The organism is Pontibacillus sp. HMF3514, assembly GCF_009858175.1.
In the GTDB taxonomy this organism is placed as follows: Bacteria; Bacillota; Bacilli; order Bacillales; family BH030062; genus Pontibacillus.
In genome coordinates, this window is sequence record NZ_CP047393.1 from 3161181 (window position 1) to 3181822 (window position 20642).

Below are 20642 nucleotides of genomic sequence, written 5' to 3' on the forward strand. Positions count from 1 at the left end.
AGTCGGGTAGAAATTAGATAAGTAAGATTTTATAAGAGGAGGCATAGATAATGCTCTATTTATTAGCTATTGTACTACCACCTGTAGCGGTTCTTTTTGTAGGCCGTCCTTTCCAGGCTATTATAAACTTAATCTTGACCCTGATCTTTTGGTTACCGGGCGCTATTCACGCTGTCATGGTAGTTAAAGATCAAAAAGATGACCGAAGAATGAAAAAGTACGCCCAAACATCATAAAGAAAACTTGCCGATTGGCAAGCCTTTTAAGGCGCAGACAGAGGCTTAGTTGCGCTTATACTTCATACTTTCAAAATTTTCACTACGTCGAATTGCTCCGTTGCTAAAATTTAATACTTTCTTAACGTGGAAGCATAGACACAAAAAATAGCCTGTCAAAAGACAGGCTATTTTTGTGTTTATTATTCGATATGACTTGTCCACTCATCAACTAGATCTTGATTGTTTTCAACCCAAGTACGAGCGCCCTCAAGAGGGTCATCTGCTTTTTTCACTTCATTCATAAGGCTACCTAAAGATTCGTCATCCATCTTCCATGTTTTGAATGCTTTTGCAACTTTAGGCATGTCTTCTTTAAATCCTTGACGAGACATCCAACTAATATCTTCTTTTTCACCGTAAACGCCTTTTGGATCTTTAAGAAGTTTAACTTTGTATTCAGCAAATACCCAGTGTGGCTTCCAAAGTGTTACTAGGATAGGTTCTTCATCTTTAATTGCATTTCCAAGTTCAGCTGTCATGAATGGTCCAGACGCTGATTGTTGGTCGTAATTCTCAAGACCATATTCTTTAATAGCATCTTCTGTTAATCCGTAAAGGCTAGAACCAGCGTCAATCCCTACAATGTTTCCACCGAATTTATCAGCTTTACCTTTAAGGTCTGGAATACTATTAATATCTTCTACGTATTCAGGAACATAAAGCCCTAGTTCTGTACCTTCGAACCACGTTTCGTCTTTATGGAATGCTACGTCTTCTTTGTAGCTATCGTATAGAGGCTTATCTGTATGTGGTAACCAAACTTCAAGTCCTACATCTAAGTCATCATTCTTAAGTGCTTCATAAAGAGCAGCCTTCTCAACTGTTTTAAGTTCTACATTATAGCCCTTGTCATCAAGAATAACCTTCCACATGTTTGAAACGGCAACGTTTTCAGCCCAGTTGTTCAGGCCGATTTGTAGTGTACCTTTTTCTCCTGAAGTGTTCCCTTCGTTATCAGTTGCATTGTCGTTACCTTCACCTTGATCTGTGTCATTGTTGCCGCCACATGCAGCTAGGATTAGTAATAGACCAAGACCTAGAACAGGTAACCATTTTTTCATCATGTTCATATGTGTGACCCTCCTGCGAATTTTGCTAATTTTTTTATAATCTCTTGAAAACAGAGTCAATTATACAATTTTCATTGTATAAAGTAAACAGTTTGTACAAAAAGTTTCTTCGACACAATCTTAATATCTTTTAACAAAAATATACAAAAATTTGCTCAAAAACTGTCATGTCAGTAATTTTAGAACACTTACTTTTCAACAAAATTTTTTTATAAATTTATGTTCCTATAGAATATCGAATTCATTGTATATTTTACCCAACACTTTAATATTGATTCTAAAAAAATAAAATTCTAATCGAAATTAGAATAAAAAAATGCTTACCCTTATTTTCTTGGGTAAGCATTTTTCTATGTCCCTATACTTTTTCTACAATGTAAGCTTTTTTATCACGATAATATTTTTCTCCGTCTTGAGAAGAGTGTTCGAAAAAGCCATCCAACTCCATGGTTACTTTGTATTCTCTATCAGGTTCAGTAAACAACTGTGACCCATTATTTGATAAAAGAATGACGTCTGTTGTTGATACAAAACTATCTAATTCTTTAGCGGTATAATTTTCTCCAACATTAACGTCACTTAAACGATATTGTGCCATTTGAATCCCTCCATCGATTTTGTGAATTGAATTCCCGTTGTGTATTTCATTAAACATGATTGCTTTTACTATTTGTCATCATGAACAAACTTGTGTAAGATAAATACAATATTTTGAATAGCTATGATGGGAAGAGTAATTCTGAACATGCTTTTACAGAGAGCTTCGTTAGGTGAAAGGAAGCAATGCCATGACAGGATGAACATGGACCCTGAGCTTCACATCGAAATCAAGAGAGAGTAGAATGTGACGAGTTTTGGCACTCGATATCAATGCCAGAGTATAAGAACAGAGTAAGGCTGTGGTTGAAAAGATTCACTTTCAATCACTGATCAAATTTCTGTTCCGTACTTAAGGAGCCTGGTGATGCGAATTACTAGGAAATTAAGGTGGTACCACGAGTAAAGCTCGTCCTTTGACTATGTCAGAGGGCGAGCTTTTTTTAGGTCGCTGGAGCTAGACAATGAAAAGGAGGAAAAGAGAATATGAGTATTTTTATTGGAGGTGCATGGCCATACGCCAACGGCTCTTTGCACTTAGGTCATTTAACGGCACTTTTACCTGGGGATATTTTAGCCCGCTATTATCGATTAAAGGGTGAAGATGTATTATATGTTTCAGGCTCTGACTGTAACGGGACACCTATAGCTATAAAAGCAAAACAAGAAGGGGTAAAACCAAAAGAGATTGCAGATCAGTACCATAAGGAATTTGTTGATACCTTTAATAAACTTGGATTTACTTATGATAATTACTCTCGTACCGACTCACTGTACCATCATGATGAAGTACAACGCATTTTTCATAAGCTGTTGGATCATGGTCACCTTTATAAACAATCCGTCGACCAAACATTTTGTCCTAGCTGCGAACGCTTTTTACCAGATCGTTATGTAGAAGGAACTTGCCCTAAGTGTGGTGCAGCTGCACGAGGTGACCAATGCGAATCATGTTCAATCCTCTTAGACCCTGTAGATATCGTAGATAAGAAGTGTAAATTGTGTGGAGATACACCTGTTGTTAAGCCTACTGAGCATTATTACTTTGCGCTTTCACATTTTCAAAAAGAATTAGAAGAACTTGTGGAAAAAGCTAAGACTCGAGAAGAATGGCGGCAAAATGCGATTCATCTTACAAAGCGCTATTTAAAAGAAGGTTTACATGATCGAGCGGCTACTCGGGATTTAGAAGTGGGTGTGCCAGTACCAAGTGAAGGGTTTGAAGGCAAAAAAATTTATGTATGGATTGAAGCTGTTTCAGGGTATTTATCCGCTAGTAAACAATGGGCAGAACAAAACGGGGCAGACTGGATGCCATTTTGGAAACAGAATACAAAATCCTACTATATTCATGGAAAAGATAACATCCCCTTCCACTCTATTATTTGGCCATCTGTTTTAGAAGGTCTCGATGAAGGGTTATCCTTACCGGACCACATACTATCAAGTGAGTATTTGACGATTGAAAAGAAAAAGCTATCTACAAGTCGGAATTGGGCGGAATGGGTGCCTGACCTATTGGAACGATACAATCCGGACTCAATTCGGTACTTTTTAACGATAAATGCTCCAGAGTATAGGGATGCTGATTTTTCTTGGAGAGAATTTATCTATAGTCATAACAGCGAACTACTCGGTGCTTACGGAAACTTTGTTAATCGTACGTTGAAGTTCATCCAAAAGTCTTATAGCAACAAGATTCCTAGTGGGGTTAGTGATGACTCGATAGATAGACGAATTAAGGAGGTCTATAACCAGGTAGGTACATTCATTGAAGCAGGAGAATGTAAAAGAGCTTTAGAGGCTGTATTTTCCTTTGTACGAGAAGCTAATAAATACTTTGACGAAAGACAGCCATGGATACAAATTCGAGAGAATGAGCCTGAATGCCGGAATACATTGTTCACATGCACGAAAATCATCGCTAACTTAGCTCAACTTCTTTCTCCTTTTCTTCCTTTCTCAAGTGAACAAGTTAGTTCAATTCTAGATATAAAAGAGCTGAAATGGGCTCCAATTGAAAGCTTACCTACTAAACTGGGAGAGATCAAACCTTTGTTTGAACGGATTGATGTTAGTGTCATAGAAAAAGAACGTGAGAAACTTGGGAAGTAAAAAATGAGAGCCAGATTCATCCTGGCTCTCATTCACCTAATATTAACATATGCTCTTGTTTGTATTACTGCAAAATACCATCCAACTTACGAAACTCAAGCTCTTCAAATTTCGCTTTCATCTTCTCTTCATTAATACCAAGGACTGCATCATCTAATGAACAGGTTACATCAACCTCGCAATGGATACGAGCTAGCTTTCTAGAAAGATGTAACATTTCTAAGTCCTGTTCAATTTTATTTCGTTGCCCTTTTGTTAAGGATGGCAAATTCTCAAGAATACCTTCGATTGATTCGTGAGCCTGAAGCAATTTCAACGCTGTCTTTTCTCCAATCCCTTTAACACCAGGATAGTTGTCACTGCTATCTCCCATCAAAGCTTTTAAGTCAATCATTTGCTCTGGCGTTATCCCTTTTTCTTCTATAAAAGATGCTGCTTGATATAGGGCATAGTTTCCGTATCCTTTTTTCAAGATCGATACAGAAATATTTTCCTTCAATAATTGCAGGATATCCTGGTCACCAGTCAAAATGATCACTTCACCTTGCTCACGATAATGCTCGGCTAATGTGCCCATACAATCATCCGCTTCATACCCTGCCAAACCAACGTTCGGAATATCAAGTGATTCCGTTACTTCTTTGACAAGATCAAATTGCGGGATTAACTCGACAGGTGGCTCCCCTCGGTTTGCTTTATATTCAGGAAAAAGTTCATTACGAAACGTTGAGCTTCCCATGTCCCAACAACAGATCACGTGTGAAGGTTTATAATGATTAATTGCTGTAAATAAGTGCTTAACGAACCCATAGATACCGTTTGTTGGAACACCTTTACTATTTACCATAAAATAATTGCTCATCGCCGTCGCATAAAAGGCTCTGAACAATAACGCCATTCCATCTACTAATAAAATTTTATCTTTTGTATTACTCAAAATAAGACAACCCCTTTAGAAGCATTATAACAAAAACAGACTAGAAATGAGGCGGGAATAAGAGGAATTCCCCATTAGTCGTTTAAGAATTGTCAATTTCCACTTTTACGATTATGAGATTTTGTATGGTACAATCACCCTAGACTGAGCGACGTGGAGGTACACCATCGTGAATGAGGAATTCTATAAAAAAGCTGAAGCGTTTATTCAACAGTGTTACTCCGAGTTAGGAAAAGCTGAAGATGAAAAGAAGCAACGCTTACTACAGATACAAGATGAAATTGAAAAACATAACCATTATGAACATACATTTGAAGAATTAGAATATGGAGCAAAAGTAGCTTGGCGCAATAGCAACCGATGTATTGGTCGCCTGTTCTGGGATTCATTAAAAGTTTTTGACTACCGTCATTTAGACCATGCTGAAGATATAAAAGATGCTTTAGTTCACCACTTGGACTATGCAACGAATGGCGGTAAAATTCGTTCTACAATCTCCATTTTCAAACCAAAAACAAATGAAGAAACACCTGTCCGTATATGGAACCATCAACTCCTTCGATATGCAGGATATGTAGAGGATGGTGGCGTAATAGGCGATCCTGCCTCGGTAGAATTCACTAAAAAATGTAAAGAACTGGGTTGGCAAGGAGAAGGAACATCTTTTGATATTCTCCCTTGGGTCATTCAAGTACATGAACAAGAACCCAAATTATTTGAAGTACCAAAAGATCATATTTTAGAAGTCCCTTTAAGACATCCAGAATATGATTGGTTTCAAGAACTGCGCCTTAAATGGTATGGCGTCCCAATTATTTCAGATATGAAACTAGAAGTGGGAGGCATTGAATATGTAGCCGCTCCTTTTAATGGATGGTACATGGAAACGGAGATCGGTGCTCGAAACTTAGCCGATGAGTTCCGGTACAACATGCTACCAACAGTAGGTGAATACCTCGGCTATAATGTGAGGCGCAATGCAACTCTATGGAAAGATCGTGCTTTGATTGAGTTGAATACAGCTGTACTCCATTCATTTAAAGAGGATGGGGTAAGTATAGTAGATCATCATTCCGCTGCCCAACAGTTTCATTTGTTTGAACAAAAAGAAAGTGCTTGCGGGCGTGAAGTAACAGGGGACTGGACATGGCTGATTCCTCCTATTTCCCCTGCTTCAACTCATATTTTCCATAGTTCCTATGATGATACCATGCATTCTCCCAATTACTTTTATCAAGACAAGCCATATGAAGAATCATAAAAAGAGGTGCATCTAATTAGGTGTACCTCTTTTTTCTAGTCTCCATAATAGGTTCCCATAAAGAGAATAGACTCCTTTTGATTGTCCGCTATGATATAAAGAAAGGGGTGATCAGCTTTAAATGTTTTAGGTTGGGAAGCTGAGGCAGATTCAGCCATTCCTACAACGGTTGCAGCCGCTGCTTCACTCCCTTTTTCATTTACTTCAATAAAAGCTTTATGAAGAACGCGATCTATACTTAATCCACTGTCTGACATTCCTGAGAAATCGGCATTGTTAAATGCTTTTTTCATCCCTAAGCTTTGTAAAGATTCGTTTAGATTCTTGGTTCCATATTCCACTTTAAATTTAGGAAAGGATATATTCACTTTTTCTTGTGTTTCCATACCTTCTAAAATGGTATTCAATTTGTTCATCGTCATTCCACTAACAAATGAACGAAGAGTGGTCCCTTCTTTTGGTAAAACAGCATACATGGAAGTATCTCCTTCTCCATAAGGCATTTCGATCGCTTTATAATCAGAGCCTTCATTATATTGAACTGTTCCTTGCTTATACATCATAGGTACGGTCTTTGAGCTCTCACTTGTAACATGAAAGGTTTCTTCTTCTGTATTTTCTATTTTAAACGGGTCCTTCCAATCCCCTTTAAAATAGATCGCGTTAATTAGAAACACTTTCACATTAGGCTTAATAGGAGGAGACAACATTTCCTTGATCTTTCCGTTGGTTTCTTTGCTAATCCAATTGTTCATCTCTGTTACCGTTTGTTCTGAAAAATCTCTTTCGAAGACACCCGCACCATACATGTCTTGATTGGTTTTAATAAAAGTGTCTTTTACAGCGAATCCATCACGTACCCATATTGAATTTCCTATATTCACATCTACATCATTCATTTGAGTCACGTATCGTATGTAGTTTTTGTACGTGTCATTAACCTTGTTGATATCAACACCTTGATATCCCAATACTTCTTTCATCTCTTCTTTTGTTTCCCCACGCGCTCCTTGATAGGTCATAGAAAGAGCAGTTGATATACTAAAAGGTGAAATAAAGATGCTTTTCTGCTTTTCTTCTTCACTTAGCTTCTTGAACAGATCCCAAGCAAAAACAGCGTTACCATCCATCACAACTTGATTGATCTTTTCCATTTTGTAAGGTAAATCCTTTTTATCTGAAGTTTTTGTTTGATCATCTGTAGCACTTGTTCCACAAGCAGTTAGTCCAAGACAAAGAATGATTGTTGAGATAAATCTTTTACTGTTCCTCATTTTCTCTCCCCCTTTGCCTAATTAGACGCAACAAAGTTTTACAAGTTACATATAATTGAAAATAGCATTTAAGTTCATTTAGACACATACTGTTGTTTTCTGTTTCCTGCTTTTTATAGCAATAAAATATACACGGCCTCTATTTAGAAACCGCGTATAATCTCAATTACTCTTTCAGTTTTATGGGTACAGACGTTATATTTTCTTTTTGCTTAATTTTTTGATCCAAATCACTTAATTGCTCTCTTAAATCTTCCTGATCAAAAGGAAAGGAATCAAGGTCTTTTAATTGCTCTAATAACTTTTTATAAAGCTTGTGATACCCAGACCAGCGCTCTTTATTCACTTGTTCAGCAAGTGCTGATAGTGTAGCCAATGTTTTAGCAAGTGCTTGATTATCACCATTTAACAACATGTCACGACTGATATGGTGACATTCCACATAATCCTTTTTGACGTTAAATGCATCTTTATAGTTTTGAATTTTTACAACCATTTTATCACCGTACTTCTAGAGTGAAATTATGTAATCCGCTTCTTCATTACATGATCAGTCATTTCAAAGCCTACTTTTTCATACAAAGCTACTGCTCTTTTATTATGAGCGAATACATGTAAACCTATTTGGTGAATCCCTTGTTCTTTCGCAAAATCCTCAAGAGCATTCATTGAATCTTTTCCATATCCCTTACCTTGCTGTTCCTCATCTAACTTAATATCATAGATAAAGGAATGTTTTTTATCTTGTTTTTCCGTTATATTCAACCAAAGAATTCCGATAGAGTTGTTCTCTTCATTTACAATTGTAAATAGAATTTGATTTTCTGTCTCTAGACCCTCCGGTAATAATTGTTGAAACTGCTTTTGAGCATTTGGTAACGCCTCTTCTTCAGTCCAATTCCCTGCTTTCACATGTTCAGCTGCATATTCCTCAATAGACTTTTCATAATATCTTTCGAAGCGCTCTTGTGTCATCGGTTTTAACGTTACATTCATGAAACCCCTCCCCCTTCTTCTCTATAGAATATTCGCTTTAACATGTGATATACCCTTTTCATTCGCTACATCAATCATTCACTATATTTATTAAAATTACATTAAAAAAAGCAAGCACCTAAATTAGGTACTTGCCTTTAAAATCCTTATTTTTTATTCGCTTGATTTCCACTCTTCTTTTGACTCTGATGCTCGCTATTCCCTACTTGCATATCATCAGCAAGTTCGGCTTCGTACTTTTTATTTTTTCTTGAGATCTCTTCGGATGTTTGATTACGTTTTACAGGCCCTTTTTGAGACATGGTTGCCCACTCCTTATTAAGTAGTCATTTCCTAGTATGTTCAAAAAGGAGTGAGGTATGTGGGCTCTATTTAACTCTAGAATAAATACAAGTATCCGTTAAGCGTTTCCCATCTACGGATAGATCATCGTTTTTCAAAATACCGTCTAAGTTATATCCTAATTTCTCTGGAATAGCTCGACTTCTATAGTTTTCCGATTCACATTGAATCTCTACTCTACGGCACCCTAAATCATCAAGAGCAAAATCAGTTAGCTTTTGTACAGCTTCTTGCATATAGCCTTTGCCGCTGAGTCTCGTGTCAATCCAATAGCCAATTTCAACCTTTGGAATATCCCAATTTATATTATGAAATCCTGTAGATCCTACAAATTCTTCAGTGTCTTTTAAGTAAATAAGATAGCGAAGATTCTCGCGCGTCAAAAACTTCGCATGTGCCTGTCGAGTATTAACCTCTGTATCTTCTACACTCGGTTCATCTAAAGCAAACCCCAACCAAGGTTTCATTTCTTCAAGTGATGCAGTAATGGCTGCATTGACAGCCGTTCCATCACCTGGCTTAGGCATGCGTAAAATAAGTTGCTCTGTTTCTAACTCTTCAGCTACATCATTCAAAATTGGATTCATTTAAATCTCTCCCCCAGACACTATAATTAGATAAAATAAAAACTCCCTCCTCAAGATCCGTCATCTTGAGGACGAGAGTTATGAACTTCGCGGTACCACCTCAGTTTATTGGTATGTCACCACACCATCCTCATCAGGTACTACTTTTAAATTCAGCTAATACTCTATCCCTATAACGGGAGAACCCGTCGTAATTCCACTACCAAATAAAGTGGCCGTTACGAAGCAACCCTTAACTAATAAACTTTACATCGCTCGAATTTTAAAATTTCATTTATCATACTGAGATTCTTTTCAATTGTCAAACTTTTCTTGTATGTATAATTCTCTCAAACATAACCATGTCTATTGCTCTTATATCATTTTCCCAAATGGGCTCAGGGTACTTCAGAAAGAAATCTTTCTTAATCTCTGCTATTCGAAACCCAGCTTTTTGATAAAATGCTAAGTTCGCAATACTAGAGTTCGCAGTCCCAACGATCATTTTATATACCCCTTGATCACGATAAAGCGAACAAGCCTCTTCTATTACGGACTTTCCCAATCCTTGCCCTCGATAGATGTGGTCGATTGCAATGTTTTTAAGCTCAACTATTTGGTCAGAGTGAAAGGTAAAAATAGCAACTCCTACAAGCACCTCACCAGTATATATAGCAAACATATCCCCTTCATTTATGTACTCTGATACGACTATTTCTGATTCATCCGCAAGAAGTAAATAATTCATAAAATTGCGGCGATGGTCCCCTTGTATGAATGTTAATTGAACCTGTTTGTTTACTTGTTTCATATTTTTCACCTCCATCTTATCTCTTTATCTACTAACATATAATGACACCTCGTCAATGTTACGTATCAATTTTGTACAGTTTGTGTTGTATATTTAAGAAAATCAATGAATTAAGACGAAAATACGTGATTTTAAAATCTTATTAACGACTCACGCATACTCATTCGAACTCACAGCTATCTATGATATTTAACAATAAGAATAATCAATCTGTATAATTCTATTTGTAATAACAAGTTAAACAAAAATAATAACAAGTTAAACATAAGGAGAGATACAGTGAACAAGAAACTGATTGATTGGACTACATTTATAGGCTCATTAGTACTGTTAATAACAGTTACATTGCCTTTAGTATTATTCCCGAAAGGCGGTAAAGAATTTGTCCTATCTTTAAAAGATATTATGACAAGTAACCTCAGTGTTGTCTTTTTAGCTTTTGGATTAGGAACTTTTATCTTTTTACTTTACTTAGCATACAGTCGGTTTGGAGAAATTCAATTAGGTAAAGATGAAAAGCCAGAGTTTTCGACTCTATCATGGGCAGCCATGCTTTTCTGCGCAGGAATTGGAGCAAGTATTTTATATTGGGCTGCAATTGAATGGGTTTATTATTACACAGCACCACCATTAGGAATCGAACCTGAGTCATCAAAAGCTATGGAGTGGGCATCTGCATATGGAATTTTCCACTGGGGCCTAATCCCATGGGGTATCTTTACTCTCCCAGCTGTACCAATAGCTTACTTCTATTATGTACGAAAGAAACCGATTTTGAAAATTAGTGAAGCATGCCGCCCGATTCTTGGCGATAAAACAGATGGTCCAATAGGTAAACTTGTAGACATTCTGTTCTTATTTGGTTTATTAGGTGGAGCTGGTACAACACTTGGCCTAGCAATGCCTCTAATCGGTTCAGGTATTAATGACCTCACAGGTATCGAGTCAAGCAAAATGATGAAAGCGGGTATCCTTATCATTTGTACAGTTATTTTCGGCTTCAGTGCCTTTAGCGGTTTGAAAAAAGGAATCCGTGTATTGAGCGATATGAACTTATGGTTATCCGTATTTTTACTAGGTTTCATCTTTGTAGCAGGACCAACCCTGTTTATGGCAGAATCTACGTTTAACGCACTAGGTATTGTAGGCTCTAACTTTTTGCGTATGAGTACTTGGACAGAGCCATTCAATAATTTAGGATCTTTTGAGCGAACAGGATTTCCAGAGAGTTGGACTGTGTTCTTCTGGGCATGGTGGTTAGTATTCGCTCCTTTTGTCGGCCTTTTCGTAGCAAGAATCTCTAGAGGACGTACAGTTCGTCAGTTGATCGTGGGTACTTTATTGTACGGAACATTAGGAAGCATAATCTTCTTCGGCATTCTTGGGAACTATGCCATTTTTCTTGAAATGAGCGGTCAATATGGTGTGGTTGAAGCCGTCCAAAACCTTGGACCTCCAGCTGCAGTTATGGGCATACTAAATACTCTTCCGTTGGGCAAACTACTAGTAGGTGTATTGTCGTACTAGCTGTAATCTTTACAGCAACTACATTTGATTCAGGCTCCTATATAATTGCTTCAGTAGTACAAAAAGAGGTTAAAGGTGAACCGCTTCGTTGGAATCGTTTGTTCTGGGCGTTTGCATTATCCATCCTACCAATTGTCCTCATGTACATTGGTGGCCTCTCAACCCTACAAACAGCCAGTATCGTGGGCGGTGTACCATTACTCATCATTATGCCAATGCTTGGGATCTCCTTTGTTAAAGCAGCCTCTTACGATTTCGGTTTTAATAAAAAGAAATATAAGCAACCAGAAGTAGATGAGTATGAGGAAACAAAAATAAGCTAAACCTCTACTAAAGCTTACCTCTTTTATTGGTAAGCTTCCTATACCTCCTTTAGAATGAAAGATAGTATGAAAAGAGACGTTAGTAAAGGAGTCATAATATGTCGAACAAGCAAAGAAAGTTACCCTTATATGTTCAGATAAAAAATAAAATGGTGAACAATATAAAAAACGGAACATGGAAACCAGGAGAAGCTGTCCCTTCAGAGAATCAACTTATTGAACAATATAATGTTAGTCGGACGACCATTCGCCAATCAATCCGTGAATTAGTTCAAGATGGCGTTTTAGAAACGCGCCGTGGTGCTCCCACTCGGGTACGAGAAGTGCCTCAAGAGGATATCGGGAATCCTGGGATCGTTCACCATGAAATCGGAGATGATATGTCAGTAAAATTGTTGCGCTCTGGAAGAAACATGGACCGCTACTACGCAAAAGGACAACTAATGCTTAGCGAAATGGATGAAGTCTATTTCTTAGAACGATTACGAATTGCGGACGGCAAACCTATTGCCTACCAACAGTTATTCGTCCCGGTGTCCATTGGAGAAAAGATCAAAGAAGACGCAACTGAAATGTTTGATATATTTCCATCATTAGGTCGCCATGATGTTCATTATAAAAATATAAAAGAAACCGTGTCCGCTTCTAATGCAACCCAATATGAAGCTGATTTACTCGGATTAATCCCTGGGGAAGCTTTAGTGGATATTGAACGAACCACAATTGGTATTGATACGATGCCGATCGAGTATAGCCGAACAAAGTATGTAACCAGCGCATTCAACTACAAGGTAGAGATTGGAAGATAATTTTCTTCACATTGCATATTGCAATAAGTTAAAACATGTTATAACATGTTCGGTAGATTAAAAACAAGTTAAAATAGATACAGTCAATCAAATAGGGGGAAAAAGAGTGAGTAAATTAACAAGTATTCGTCATGATAAAACACAAATTGATCTTGTCCGTATGCGCCAATATCGTTTAGGAAGAGTACGAGAACAGCTTAAAGCTCAAGGGTATGGAGGTATTGTTATTTTCGATCCAGTAAACTTGCGCTATGCTACTGGAAGCCGAAACATGCAAGTATTCATGCTTCGTAACCCAGCTCGGTACGTGTTTATTCCTACAGAGGGACCTATAACATTATTCGATTTCCCTAACTGCGAGCACCTTTCTGAGGGGATTGAGACGATTGATGAAGTTCGCCCTGCAACTACATTATCTTACGTTGCTTCTGGCGAAAACCTTTATGATAATGCTAAAGCCTGGGCTAAAGAAATTGCAGACTTGTTTAAGCAGCACGCAGGTGATAATAATAAATTAGCAATTGATTACGTACCATCTGTAGGGGCAATTGAACTTGCGAAATTAGGTATCGATGTTGTAGACGGACAAGAACCTATTGAGCATGCACGCAGTATTAAAAATGATCAAGAAATTGAAGCGATGAAAATCTCCGTTCGTACTGCTGAAGAAGGTATGATTCGTATGCAGCAAGCACTTAAACCAGGCATCACTGAAAATGAACTTTGGTCTCAACTTCACCAAACAAACATTGCTCAAGGCGGAGATTATGTAGAAACAAGATTGCTTAGCTCCGGAAATCGTACAAACCCATGGTTCCAAGAATGTAGTGATAAAGTCATTAACGAAGGGGAGCTTGTAGCCTTTGATACAGACATGAATGGTCCATTCGGTTTCTTCACTGACATCAGCCGTACATTCTATTGTGGTGATAGTGAACCATCAGATGAACAAAAACGTTTATATCAAACAGCATATGAACAAATTCAATACAACATCGATTTGCTTAAACCAGGCATGACATTCCGTGAATATGCTGAAAAGAGTTGGCAAATCCCAGATGAGTTCTTCCCGAACCGTTACTTTACAGTGGCACACGGTACAGGCCTAAGCGGTGAGTATCCTTATATTGTGTATCCACAAGACTTTGAAGAAAAAGGGTATGACGGCGTAATCCAGCCAAACATGGTGTTATCTGTAGAAAGTTACATTGGTTCTCCAGGCGGAAAAGAAGGCGTTAAGCTTGAAGAGCAACTTCTAGTTACTGAAGACGGCGTTGAGAACTTCTCTGACTTTCCATTTGAACAAAAGCTAATGAAATAATAATGAAGCTCAAATCTCTACACTGAGATTTGAGCTTTTTTATGAAGTAAAAACCTATTAAGGACTAGGGATTAGAAACGGCTAATTGAATTTTGTTACCGGAAGGGTCTGTTGTATAAATATTTACGCCCTCCTGAATTATTTCATATCCTAAGTTCTCTACTTGTTGAGCTACTTGCTTCCTAACATCCTCACTAGGATAGACAAGTGTGAAAAACTTCATGCCAACACTAGTTTCTAAGGGAGCAGGGACCCCTACTCCAGCCCATGTATTTAAACCTATATGATGATGATAATTCCCAGTAGACATAAAGAGTGCCTGATTACCATAACGGTTCACAATTTGAAACCCTAATCCTTTCCCATAAAATTCTTCAGATTTAGGTAAATCTGATACATGTAAATGAATATGTCCCATAACGGTATCAGATGGTAACCCCGTCCATTCTCCATCTCCTACCTCAGCGAGAAGGTTTTCAAAGTTCAACGGATCTACAGCCATGTTCACTTCGCCGTTATTCCATTCCCATTCACCTGAATCTCTATCTGAATAGATCTCAATTCCATTTCCATCAGGATCATTTAAATAAAGAGCTTCACTAACAAGATGATCAGATGCCCCAATTTGAACATGATGTTGATGTAAATGCTTTAGGGCCTTTGCCAGTTCCAAACGATTCGGTAACAATATAGCAAAATGAAATAAGCCTGAAGTTCGATTTTCTTTTGGTTTTACATTCTCTGGCTGTGTAATGGATAACAAAGTTGTTGTTCCATCAGCTGTAAAAACAACCTTCTGATTATTCTCTTTTAATTTTTTAAAACCTATTACATTTTCATAGAAGTTGATCGATTTCTCTAAGTCTTGAACTTTTAATTCAACATGGCCTACGAACGTAGTAGGAGCACAAAAAAATTGCTTTTCCATGAAAAGCCCCCTTTATTTTCCTTCAATTATACACCATGCAATTTTTTAAAGGTTGGGCTTAGCTCACTCCACACGTCAAAAGCATTACCATCCAAGTCATAAAAAACGAAATTATTACCTGGATGACCTCGATCCTCAACCTCTCCTACACTTACTTCTTTTGTTATCAGCTCTTCTCGTAATTGCGTTAATTCATCATATCCATCCACTTCAAATGTCATTGCAAAATGCTCATTACCATTTATATCTGTAAAATTAGAAGTCTGACCTCCTTGAGCTTTAACAAGAAACACACTCTGGTTAGCCAAATCAAGAATCGCTTTTTCCTCATTTCGGAAGTTTTCAATAGCGCCGAGCTTTTGCTGATACCAATTTGATGAATGTTCTGGATTAACTACAGGGATGTATGTAGTTCCTACTCTTTTTATGAATGAACTCATCGTTTTCCTCCTCCGATTAAAATTAAATAATTAACCTACTTCTACAAAAGAGAAATCCTCTCGAAAATCACCTCACAACTATTTCCACACTGGATATAAATATCCCCCCTAATATTCCCTTTTTACCAGCCAATGTTCTCAAGTGAAACATAGGAAAAACTGATGTTGGCAGCATCGAAGACACTTTTACGTATATTCTTATCAGCAACTTCTCATACTAAAAAAAAAGCAATTAAGGAGAGATGAACATGTCCAAACGCACCAAGAAAAATGATGCCCAACAAAAAAATAAAGATGGTTTTGATTCCAGTAAACAGGATTCAGAATTTGCAGGTGAAATCGGAAGTACTGCAGCAAATCAAGCTCATAAAGAAAAAGCGAAAAGAGCTAGAAAATCAAACAGTAGTAACAGGCCGTTAGATTAATCTATAAAGAAAAGACTTCTCAAAATTTGACAAGTCTTTTCTTTAAACCATTTTTTATATCACTTTCTAATACGCGCCTGCTGAATAAGTTAATTCATAACTATGAGTATAGATTTCAAAAATTATACCGAAAGGATCCTCTACATAAACCATCTTAAATGGCTTTTCCCCAGGATAATACTCTCTGATAGGCATCCGTTGTTTCCCACCATGTTCCTTTATTTTTTCCACAATTCCTTCAATATCGGGATCTTGAACACAGAAGTGAAATAATCCAGTTTTCCAGTAGTCAAAATTATTTTCTGGTTGTTCATTTTCAGGGAATTCAAATAGTTCCACACCAATACGATCGCCGGTTGATAAGTGGGCAATTCTGAATTTGTCCCAATTGTCCCCAAATACATCTCTACACATTTGTCCAATGGGAGTATCATCATTTTCTACTTCGGATGGTTCCATGATGACATACCAACCAAATACTTCTTTATAGAAATTAATAGCCTCTTCTAAGTTCGGGACAGATAGACCTATATGAGAAAAAGCTCTAGGATATGTTAGCATATTCTTTACTCCTCCTTTTTGTTTTCAGCTTACATCAGCAAATTATACTTAGAGAATTTCTTCATGTAAGTATGCACTTTTTTGTAAGAAACTAACCTTAAGGTAAGAAAGGACTGTTTTAATATGGATACCCCAATAGATAAAGAAGGAAAACTTAATTGTTCGATTGAATATACATTAAAAAAAATAGGAGGTAAGTGGAAAACCGTTATATTATGGCATTTAGGCGTGGATGGAACTTTACGATATAATGAGTTAAGGAAACTACTTCCTGGTGTCACTCATAAAGTATTGAGTCAGCAATTAAAAGAATTAGAAGTGGATGGATTCATAGATCGTGTTCCATATAATACGATTCCTCCTAAAGTAGAATACTCTATGACAGATAAGGGAAAATCAGTGATGCCTATACTTGAACAAATGCATATTTGGGGAACTAAGTACGGTGAAGATCTGTAGATAAGTGTTTATTAACGCTATTTCTTCAACAACTTTAAAATGATTTAGAAAAAACTCCTCGAGAAGCTACAAATTCTCAAGGAGTTTAATTGATTTAATTTAAGATGCTTATTAATTTTTATTCAAAATGCCTTTAATTTCATCTTTATTTTCTTCAAACCCAATGAAATGATTCACCAGTTTTTTCTTACCAAATAACCCTTTTTTATAAAAGGCAAACAGCGGTACAATTCTCGTACCAGATATACTCTTTAACTCTTCCTCGATTTTCGGATCTTGACTAACATCTTTATGTTGATAATCAATACCCACCGAGTTGAGATATGTTTTTGCTTGTTGGCAGTCTGAACAAGTAGGTCTTGTAAAAAGTTTAAGTTCTAATTGATCTTTCAACCACGATCCCACCTTTCTCACTTCATATGATTTCAATAGTTCATTTCCCCTTATTTTTTTAAGTGTTAAACACTCTATTAACTTACATTTAAAATACATAATGATATCAGGATGATGTAACGAAATGTTCACCAATTATCAGCAGTTTCTGCACAATTATATGTTTTAATATACCTCATAACGTATATTGAGGTGATGCACATGAAAGTCAAGATTTTAATAATTCTAGGAATCTTTACTGCTTTATTAGTAGGATGTCAGGAAAATAAGAGTAATAACACCCCTGCAGTTCAAGACGATATATCTGAAGTGAATTCCTCTCCCTCAAAAGAAGAGCACTCTGATCAAGAACTTACTTTGACGACTTCAAAGGTTAAGTGGGATTTTGGTAATGATATTGATGGTGAAGCATGGACTTATAACGGGTCTGTACCGGGTAAAGAAATCCGACTTACAGAAGGGCAAACTCTACAAGCTAAATTAATCAACAAAATTGATGCCCCTGTAACGATCCATTGGCACGGTATGGTATTACCTAATGAAATGGATGGCGTACCAGGTGTTACTCAAAATGCGGTGATGCCCGGGGAGGATTTCACTTATACTTTCAAGCCTAAACATTCGGGTACTTATTGGTATCACTCACACCAACAAAGTTCTTCACAGGTAGACAAAGGGTTATATGGCCCTCTGATTATTGAACCTAAAAACAAAAGCTATGATCAAGATAAAGTGTTTGTTTTAGATGAGTGGCTACTGAACAGAAACTCACAAAATGGTATGGGAATGGGCATGGGTACTCATATGGGGAACATGATGAGTGGAGATACAGGCGACATGGACACCCAGATGCTTTACAATACTTTCACAGTAAACGGTAAAACTTCACCAGATATTCCGCCTGCTAAGTTTAAGTCTGAGGAACGTGTTCGTCTCCGTTTTATCAATGCAGGGTATCAAAAGCACATATTATCGTTGAGTGATCAATCTTACAAAGTTGTGGCACTTGATGCACAGCCAGTAAAAGATACAGCACCCACAACTGACCTGTTAGAAATAGCTCCTGGCGAACGTATTGATATTGAATTCACATCTACCGATAGTGAAGATTGGTATATCCAAAGTATGGATAACGATTCAGCAGCTACTGATATGAGAATCCCCATTCAAATTGATGAAGCTGACTCCAATAAAGCAGTTGCTGAAATTCAAAACCGTCATACTGTGTCTCAAACTTTTTTAGAGTCAAAGGATCCATTATTTAACGAAGACGTAAACGCTGATAAAACCTATGATATGTTGTTAGGCGCAGAGATGCATAGAGGCAGAGGCTTGGATTTTACAATTAATCAAGAAGTTTTTCCTAAAACACCAACACTTAACATAAATAAAGACGACATCGTAAAAGTGACGTTATCAAATGATAGCCAATTCGACCATCCAATGCACCTTCATGGTCATCACTTTCAAATCATTTCTAAAAACGGCGAAAAGTTAGATAAACCTATCGTTAAGGATTTAATTAATGTCAAACCGAATGAATCCTATGAAATCATATTTAAAGCAGATAACCCCGGGGATTGGGTCTTCCACTGTCATGACCTCCTTCATGCTGAAAATGGTATGATGTCGCTTATTCACTATAACGGCTATACCTCACCTGTGAATATTCATGACGAGACAAACAAGCCGGAATAAGATAAAAACGAGCTTGGATTTCCAAGCTCGTTTTTTCTGAGTTGATTAAAATATAAGAGGAACAGCTAGAAATGCTAATGCTGCTAATACACCTGAACCTAAATTATAAGGAGACATCACTTTAACATATTTCATATGATCTGCCTCAGCAATCCCCGCTGACATCGCCGTCATTCCTGATACTGGTGAAGTAACATCTCCAAAAGTGCCACCTGATAAAACAGCAGCAATGACAATAGGAAAAGTCGTTCCTGTTGCTGATGCTAACGTGAATGCAACAGGCATCATTAATGCCCAACTCCCCCAAGAAGATCCAATAAAATAAGCAACAGCCGCTGTAACGATAAATGTGATTACAGGTACTAAATTTTCACCTATGGTACCAGAAAGAGTATTTTCAATTAATTGAGACAACCCTAAGTCTTGCGAAACTTTGGATATGGGCCAAGCTACAATTAATATACTGATTGTTACGATTAACTGGTTACCACCTTTTATAAAATGTTCAACTTGATCACCTAACTTAAGCCCTTGGAACAAGTACAAGAAAAAGGTCACCACTAATGTTATCGATAGTGCTACAAGCATTGCTTTTGAGGGGTCATCACTACCTATCATAAGAACAAAACTTAACGGTATTAGCGTCAGTAGTGGAATAAGTAGATTCATTATTCTTGGTTTTAATACAGGATCTTGATCCATATCATGATCATGCTCCATACTGCCTTTCATCGCATTTCCCGTTTGGTCCTTCGTTGTTTCAGCTTTTTGGTGGTTATGAGACATGTCTTCAGCAAATTCCGTCTGCATGTTCTTTTCATTCATTGCTCCTCGGTTTTTAATGATCTCTTTCATTGGACCAAAGTTAAACCTCGGTATAATCGTAAAGAGCGTAACAGCGATCGAAAAGAAACTAAAAAACTGATAAGGAAGTGACTGTAAATACAAAGAAAATGCAGATCCTTCTACACCTGTGGCATCCATACCATTTTGTACAATCCCTATAATATACCCTACAAATGTTGTTGCGATGGGGATTAACAAGATCACCGGACTAGCTGAATTATTTAACATAAACGCTAGTCTCTCTTTTGCAATTTTATATTTTTCAGCTAATGGCTTAATAATCGCACCCGTCGCCACGACTCGAAACCCACAGTCAACAAATGTAACAGGTAATAGACCCCATAACGACCAGAGTGTTTTCTGTGCATTATCTATGTACTTCCCAACAAACTTGGCGAAACCTTGGATTCCGCCTGAAATTTGAATAAGGGCCACTAACCCACTAAAGATGTATAGAAATAAAATAACCTGAACATTTCCAGTAGTGGTTAATACGTCTGTAATATAATCCACTGTCTGACCGAACGAACCTATAAACGACTGAGCTACTAAAAGACTGCCTACCCATAACCCAACCAATAAAGACGGGATGACCTGTTTCGTCCATATAGCAAAAATAATGGCAATAATAGGTGGCAAAACAGACAACCATAACTCCATTTCAA

22 protein-coding genes, 1 pseudogene and 1 other annotated feature are annotated in these 20642 nt (G+C 37.3%); of the genes and pseudogenes, 9 read left to right on the forward strand and 14 right to left on the reverse strand.

All coding sequences use genetic code 11. The features are described 5' to 3' along the window. Positions 1-50 precede the first annotated feature (50 nt). On the forward strand, positions 51-236 hold the full coding sequence (locus GS400_RS16250; RefSeq protein WP_160103525.1) for a YqaE/Pmp3 family membrane protein: 186 nt from the start codon (positions 51-53) through the stop codon (positions 234-236). 182 nt (positions 237-418) lie between these two features. Here GS400_RS16250 and GS400_RS16255 read toward each other — a convergent pair whose 3' ends face one another. Both GS400_RS16255 and GS400_RS16260 read right to left on the reverse strand, forming a co-directional pair. Beyond that, a complete protein-coding gene (locus GS400_RS16255; protein WP_160103527.1) occupies positions 419-1348 on the reverse strand; it encodes a glycine betaine ABC transporter substrate-binding protein in 930 nt (309 codons plus the stop codon). Positions 1349-1706: 358 nt separating this feature from the next. After that, positions 1707-1946, reverse strand: a complete 240-nt coding sequence (locus GS400_RS16260; RefSeq protein WP_160103529.1) for a hypothetical protein — start codon at positions 1944-1946, stop codon at positions 1707-1709. A gap of 114 nt (positions 1947-2060) precedes the next feature. Next, positions 2061-2365, forward strand: a binding site (T-box leader). A gap of 66 nt (positions 2366-2431) precedes the next feature. On the opposite strand from GS400_RS16260, the gene metG reads away from it, so the two are divergent. After that, the gene (gene metG / locus GS400_RS16265; RefSeq protein ID WP_160103530.1) at positions 2432-4060 is read left to right on the forward strand and encodes a methionine--tRNA ligase; all 1629 of its coding nucleotides are present in this window, start codon (positions 2432-2434) and stop codon (positions 4058-4060) included. Between the two features lie 64 nt (positions 4061-4124). On the opposite strand, the gene GS400_RS16270 is transcribed toward metG, so the two are convergent. Beyond that, positions 4125-4997, reverse strand: a complete 873-nt coding sequence (locus tag GS400_RS16270) for a 5'-3' exonuclease (protein ID WP_255454146.1) — start codon at positions 4995-4997, stop codon at positions 4125-4127. Between the two features lie 166 nt (positions 4998-5163). Between GS400_RS16270 and GS400_RS16275 the strand changes: the two genes are divergently transcribed. Beyond that, positions 5164-6258: a nitric oxide synthase oxygenase gene (locus tag GS400_RS16275; RefSeq protein ID WP_160104664.1), complete on the forward strand. Its 1095-nt coding sequence runs from the start codon at positions 5164-5166 to the stop codon at positions 6256-6258. Positions 6259-6293: 35 nt separating this feature from the next. On the opposite strand, the gene GS400_RS16280 is transcribed toward GS400_RS16275, so the two are convergent. The 6 genes from GS400_RS16280 to GS400_RS16305 form a co-directional block, all read right to left on the reverse strand. Further along, positions 6294-7532: a serpin family protein gene (locus GS400_RS16280; RefSeq protein ID WP_160103532.1), complete on the reverse strand. Its 1239-nt coding sequence runs from the start codon at positions 7530-7532 to the stop codon at positions 6294-6296. A gap of 166 nt (positions 7533-7698) precedes the next feature. Beyond that, positions 7699-8028 (reverse strand): hypothetical protein, encoded by a 330-nt coding sequence (locus GS400_RS16285; RefSeq protein ID WP_160103534.1) that lies wholly within the window; start codon positions 8026-8028, stop codon positions 7699-7701. 26 nt (positions 8029-8054) lie between these two features. Next, entirely contained in the window at positions 8055-8528 is a 474-nt protein-coding gene (locus GS400_RS16290; protein ID WP_160103536.1) for a GNAT family N-acetyltransferase, read from the reverse strand. Between the two features lie 146 nt (positions 8529-8674). Next, positions 8675-8830: a hypothetical protein gene (locus GS400_RS16295; RefSeq protein WP_160103538.1), complete on the reverse strand. Its 156-nt coding sequence runs from the start codon at positions 8828-8830 to the stop codon at positions 8675-8677. Positions 8831-8896: 66 nt separating this feature from the next. Continuing rightward, complete coding sequence (locus tag GS400_RS16300; RefSeq protein WP_160103540.1) at positions 8897-9457, reverse strand: GNAT family N-acetyltransferase; 561 nt, start codon at positions 9455-9457, stop codon at positions 8897-8899. 301 nt (positions 9458-9758) lie between these two features. Further along, positions 9759-10247 carry a GNAT family N-acetyltransferase gene (locus tag GS400_RS16305; protein ID WP_160103542.1) on the reverse strand — a complete coding sequence of 163 codons (489 nt, stop codon included), beginning with the start codon at positions 10245-10247 and terminating at the stop codon, positions 9759-9761. A 279-nt stretch (positions 10248-10526) separates the two neighbouring features. Between GS400_RS16305 and GS400_RS16310 the strand changes: the two are divergent. From GS400_RS16310 to GS400_RS16320, 3 genes and pseudogenes are all read left to right on the forward strand, one after another. Further along, positions 10527-12097, forward strand: a pseudogene (locus GS400_RS16310) (BCCT family transporter). A gap of 98 nt (positions 12098-12195) precedes the next feature. Then, a complete protein-coding gene (locus GS400_RS16315; protein WP_160103544.1) occupies positions 12196-12906 on the forward strand; it encodes a GntR family transcriptional regulator in 711 nt (236 codons plus the stop codon). Positions 12907-13012: 106 nt separating this feature from the next. Further along, positions 13013-14227 (forward strand): M24 family metallopeptidase, encoded by a 1215-nt coding sequence (locus GS400_RS16320; RefSeq protein ID WP_236560998.1) that lies wholly within the window; start codon positions 13013-13015, stop codon positions 14225-14227. 64 nt (positions 14228-14291) lie between these two features. Here the strand turns inward: GS400_RS16320 and GS400_RS16325 are convergent, their stop codons facing one another. Next, positions 14292-15155 carry a VOC family protein gene (locus tag GS400_RS16325; protein ID WP_160103546.1) on the reverse strand — a complete coding sequence of 288 codons (864 nt, stop codon included), beginning with the start codon at positions 15153-15155 and terminating at the stop codon, positions 14292-14294. A gap of 26 nt (positions 15156-15181) precedes the next feature. Next, positions 15182-15595: a VOC family protein gene (locus GS400_RS16330; RefSeq protein ID WP_160103548.1), complete on the reverse strand. Its 414-nt coding sequence runs from the start codon at positions 15593-15595 to the stop codon at positions 15182-15184. A gap of 248 nt (positions 15596-15843) precedes the next feature. Here GS400_RS16330 and GS400_RS20080 point away from each other — a divergent pair, with 248 nt between their 5' ends. Beyond that, positions 15844-16020, forward strand: a complete 177-nt coding sequence (locus GS400_RS20080; protein WP_201450115.1) for a hypothetical protein — start codon at positions 15844-15846, stop codon at positions 16018-16020. Positions 16021-16086: 66 nt separating this feature from the next. Here GS400_RS20080 and GS400_RS16335 read toward each other — a convergent pair whose 3' ends face one another. Then, positions 16087-16581 (reverse strand): lactoylglutathione lyase family protein, encoded by a 495-nt coding sequence (locus GS400_RS16335; RefSeq protein WP_160103550.1) that lies wholly within the window; start codon positions 16579-16581, stop codon positions 16087-16089. A 123-nt stretch (positions 16582-16704) separates the two neighbouring features. On the opposite strand from GS400_RS16335, the gene GS400_RS16340 reads away from it, so the two are divergent. Further along, on the forward strand, positions 16705-17040 hold the full coding sequence (locus GS400_RS16340; protein ID WP_160103552.1) for a winged helix-turn-helix transcriptional regulator: 336 nt from the start codon (positions 16705-16707) through the stop codon (positions 17038-17040). Positions 17041-17151: 111 nt separating this feature from the next. Here GS400_RS16340 and GS400_RS16345 read toward each other — a convergent pair whose 3' ends face one another. After that, positions 17152-17433 carry a glutaredoxin family protein gene (locus GS400_RS16345; RefSeq protein ID WP_160103554.1) on the reverse strand — a complete coding sequence of 94 codons (282 nt, stop codon included), beginning with the start codon at positions 17431-17433 and terminating at the stop codon, positions 17152-17154. Between the two features lie 201 nt (positions 17434-17634). Between GS400_RS16345 and GS400_RS16350 the strand changes: the two genes are divergently transcribed. After that, positions 17635-19131 (forward strand): multicopper oxidase family protein, encoded by a 1497-nt coding sequence (locus GS400_RS16350; protein WP_160103556.1) that lies wholly within the window; start codon positions 17635-17637, stop codon positions 19129-19131. A 45-nt stretch (positions 19132-19176) separates the two neighbouring features. Here GS400_RS16350 and GS400_RS16355 read toward each other — a convergent pair whose 3' ends face one another. Then, entirely contained in the window at positions 19177-20637 is a 1461-nt protein-coding gene (locus GS400_RS16355) for a Na+/H+ antiporter NhaC family protein (RefSeq protein WP_160103558.1), read from the reverse strand. Positions 20638-20642 lie beyond the last annotated feature (5 nt).

Coding starts and splice junctions, on each gene's coding strand:
- GS400_RS16315 (WP_160103544.1), top strand. CDS start 12,196: ATGTCGAACAAGCAAAGAAAGTTACCCTTATATGTTCAGATAAAAAAT.
- GS400_RS16330 (WP_160103548.1), bottom strand. CDS start 15,595: ATGAGTTCATTCATAAAAAGAGTAGGAACTACATACATCCCTGTAGTT.
- GS400_RS20080 (WP_201450115.1), top strand. CDS start 15,844: ATGTCCAAACGCACCAAGAAAAATGATGCCCAACAAAAAAATAAAGAT.
- GS400_RS16295 (WP_160103538.1), bottom strand. CDS start 8,830: ATGTCTCAAAAAGGGCCTGTAAAACGTAATCAAACATCCGAAGAGATC.
- GS400_RS16350 (WP_160103556.1), top strand. CDS start 17,635: ATGAAAGTCAAGATTTTAATAATTCTAGGAATCTTTACTGCTTTATTA.
- metG (WP_160103530.1), top strand. CDS start 2,432: ATGAGTATTTTTATTGGAGGTGCATGGCCATACGCCAACGGCTCTTTG.
- GS400_RS16285 (WP_160103534.1), bottom strand. CDS start 8,028: ATGGTTGTAAAAATTCAAAACTATAAAGATGCATTTAACGTCAAAAAG.
- GS400_RS16260 (WP_160103529.1), bottom strand. CDS start 1,946: ATGGCACAATATCGTTTAAGTGACGTTAATGTTGGAGAAAATTATACC.
- GS400_RS16280 (WP_160103532.1), bottom strand. CDS start 7,532: ATGAGGAACAGTAAAAGATTTATCTCAACAATCATTCTTTGTCTTGGA.
- GS400_RS16325 (WP_160103546.1), bottom strand. CDS start 15,155: ATGGAAAAGCAATTTTTTTGTGCTCCTACTACGTTCGTAGGCCATGTT.
- GS400_RS16335 (WP_160103550.1), bottom strand. CDS start 16,581: ATGCTAACATATCCTAGAGCTTTTTCTCATATAGGTCTATCTGTCCCG.
- GS400_RS16300 (WP_160103540.1), bottom strand. CDS start 9,457: ATGAATCCAATTTTGAATGATGTAGCTGAAGAGTTAGAAACAGAGCAA.
- GS400_RS16290 (WP_160103536.1), bottom strand. CDS start 8,528: ATGAATGTAACGTTAAAACCGATGACACAAGAGCGCTTCGAAAGATAT.
- GS400_RS16305 (WP_160103542.1), bottom strand. CDS start 10,247: ATGAAACAAGTAAACAAACAGGTTCAATTAACATTCATACAAGGGGAC.
- GS400_RS16340 (WP_160103552.1), top strand. CDS start 16,705: ATGGATACCCCAATAGATAAAGAAGGAAAACTTAATTGTTCGATTGAA.
- GS400_RS16250 (WP_160103525.1), top strand. CDS start 51: ATGCTCTATTTATTAGCTATTGTACTACCACCTGTAGCGGTTCTTTTT.
- GS400_RS16255 (WP_160103527.1), bottom strand. CDS start 1,348: ATGAACATGATGAAAAAATGGTTACCTGTTCTAGGTCTTGGTCTATTA.
- GS400_RS16355 (WP_160103558.1), bottom strand. CDS start 20,637: ATGGAGTTATGGTTGTCTGTTTTGCCACCTATTATTGCCATTATTTTT.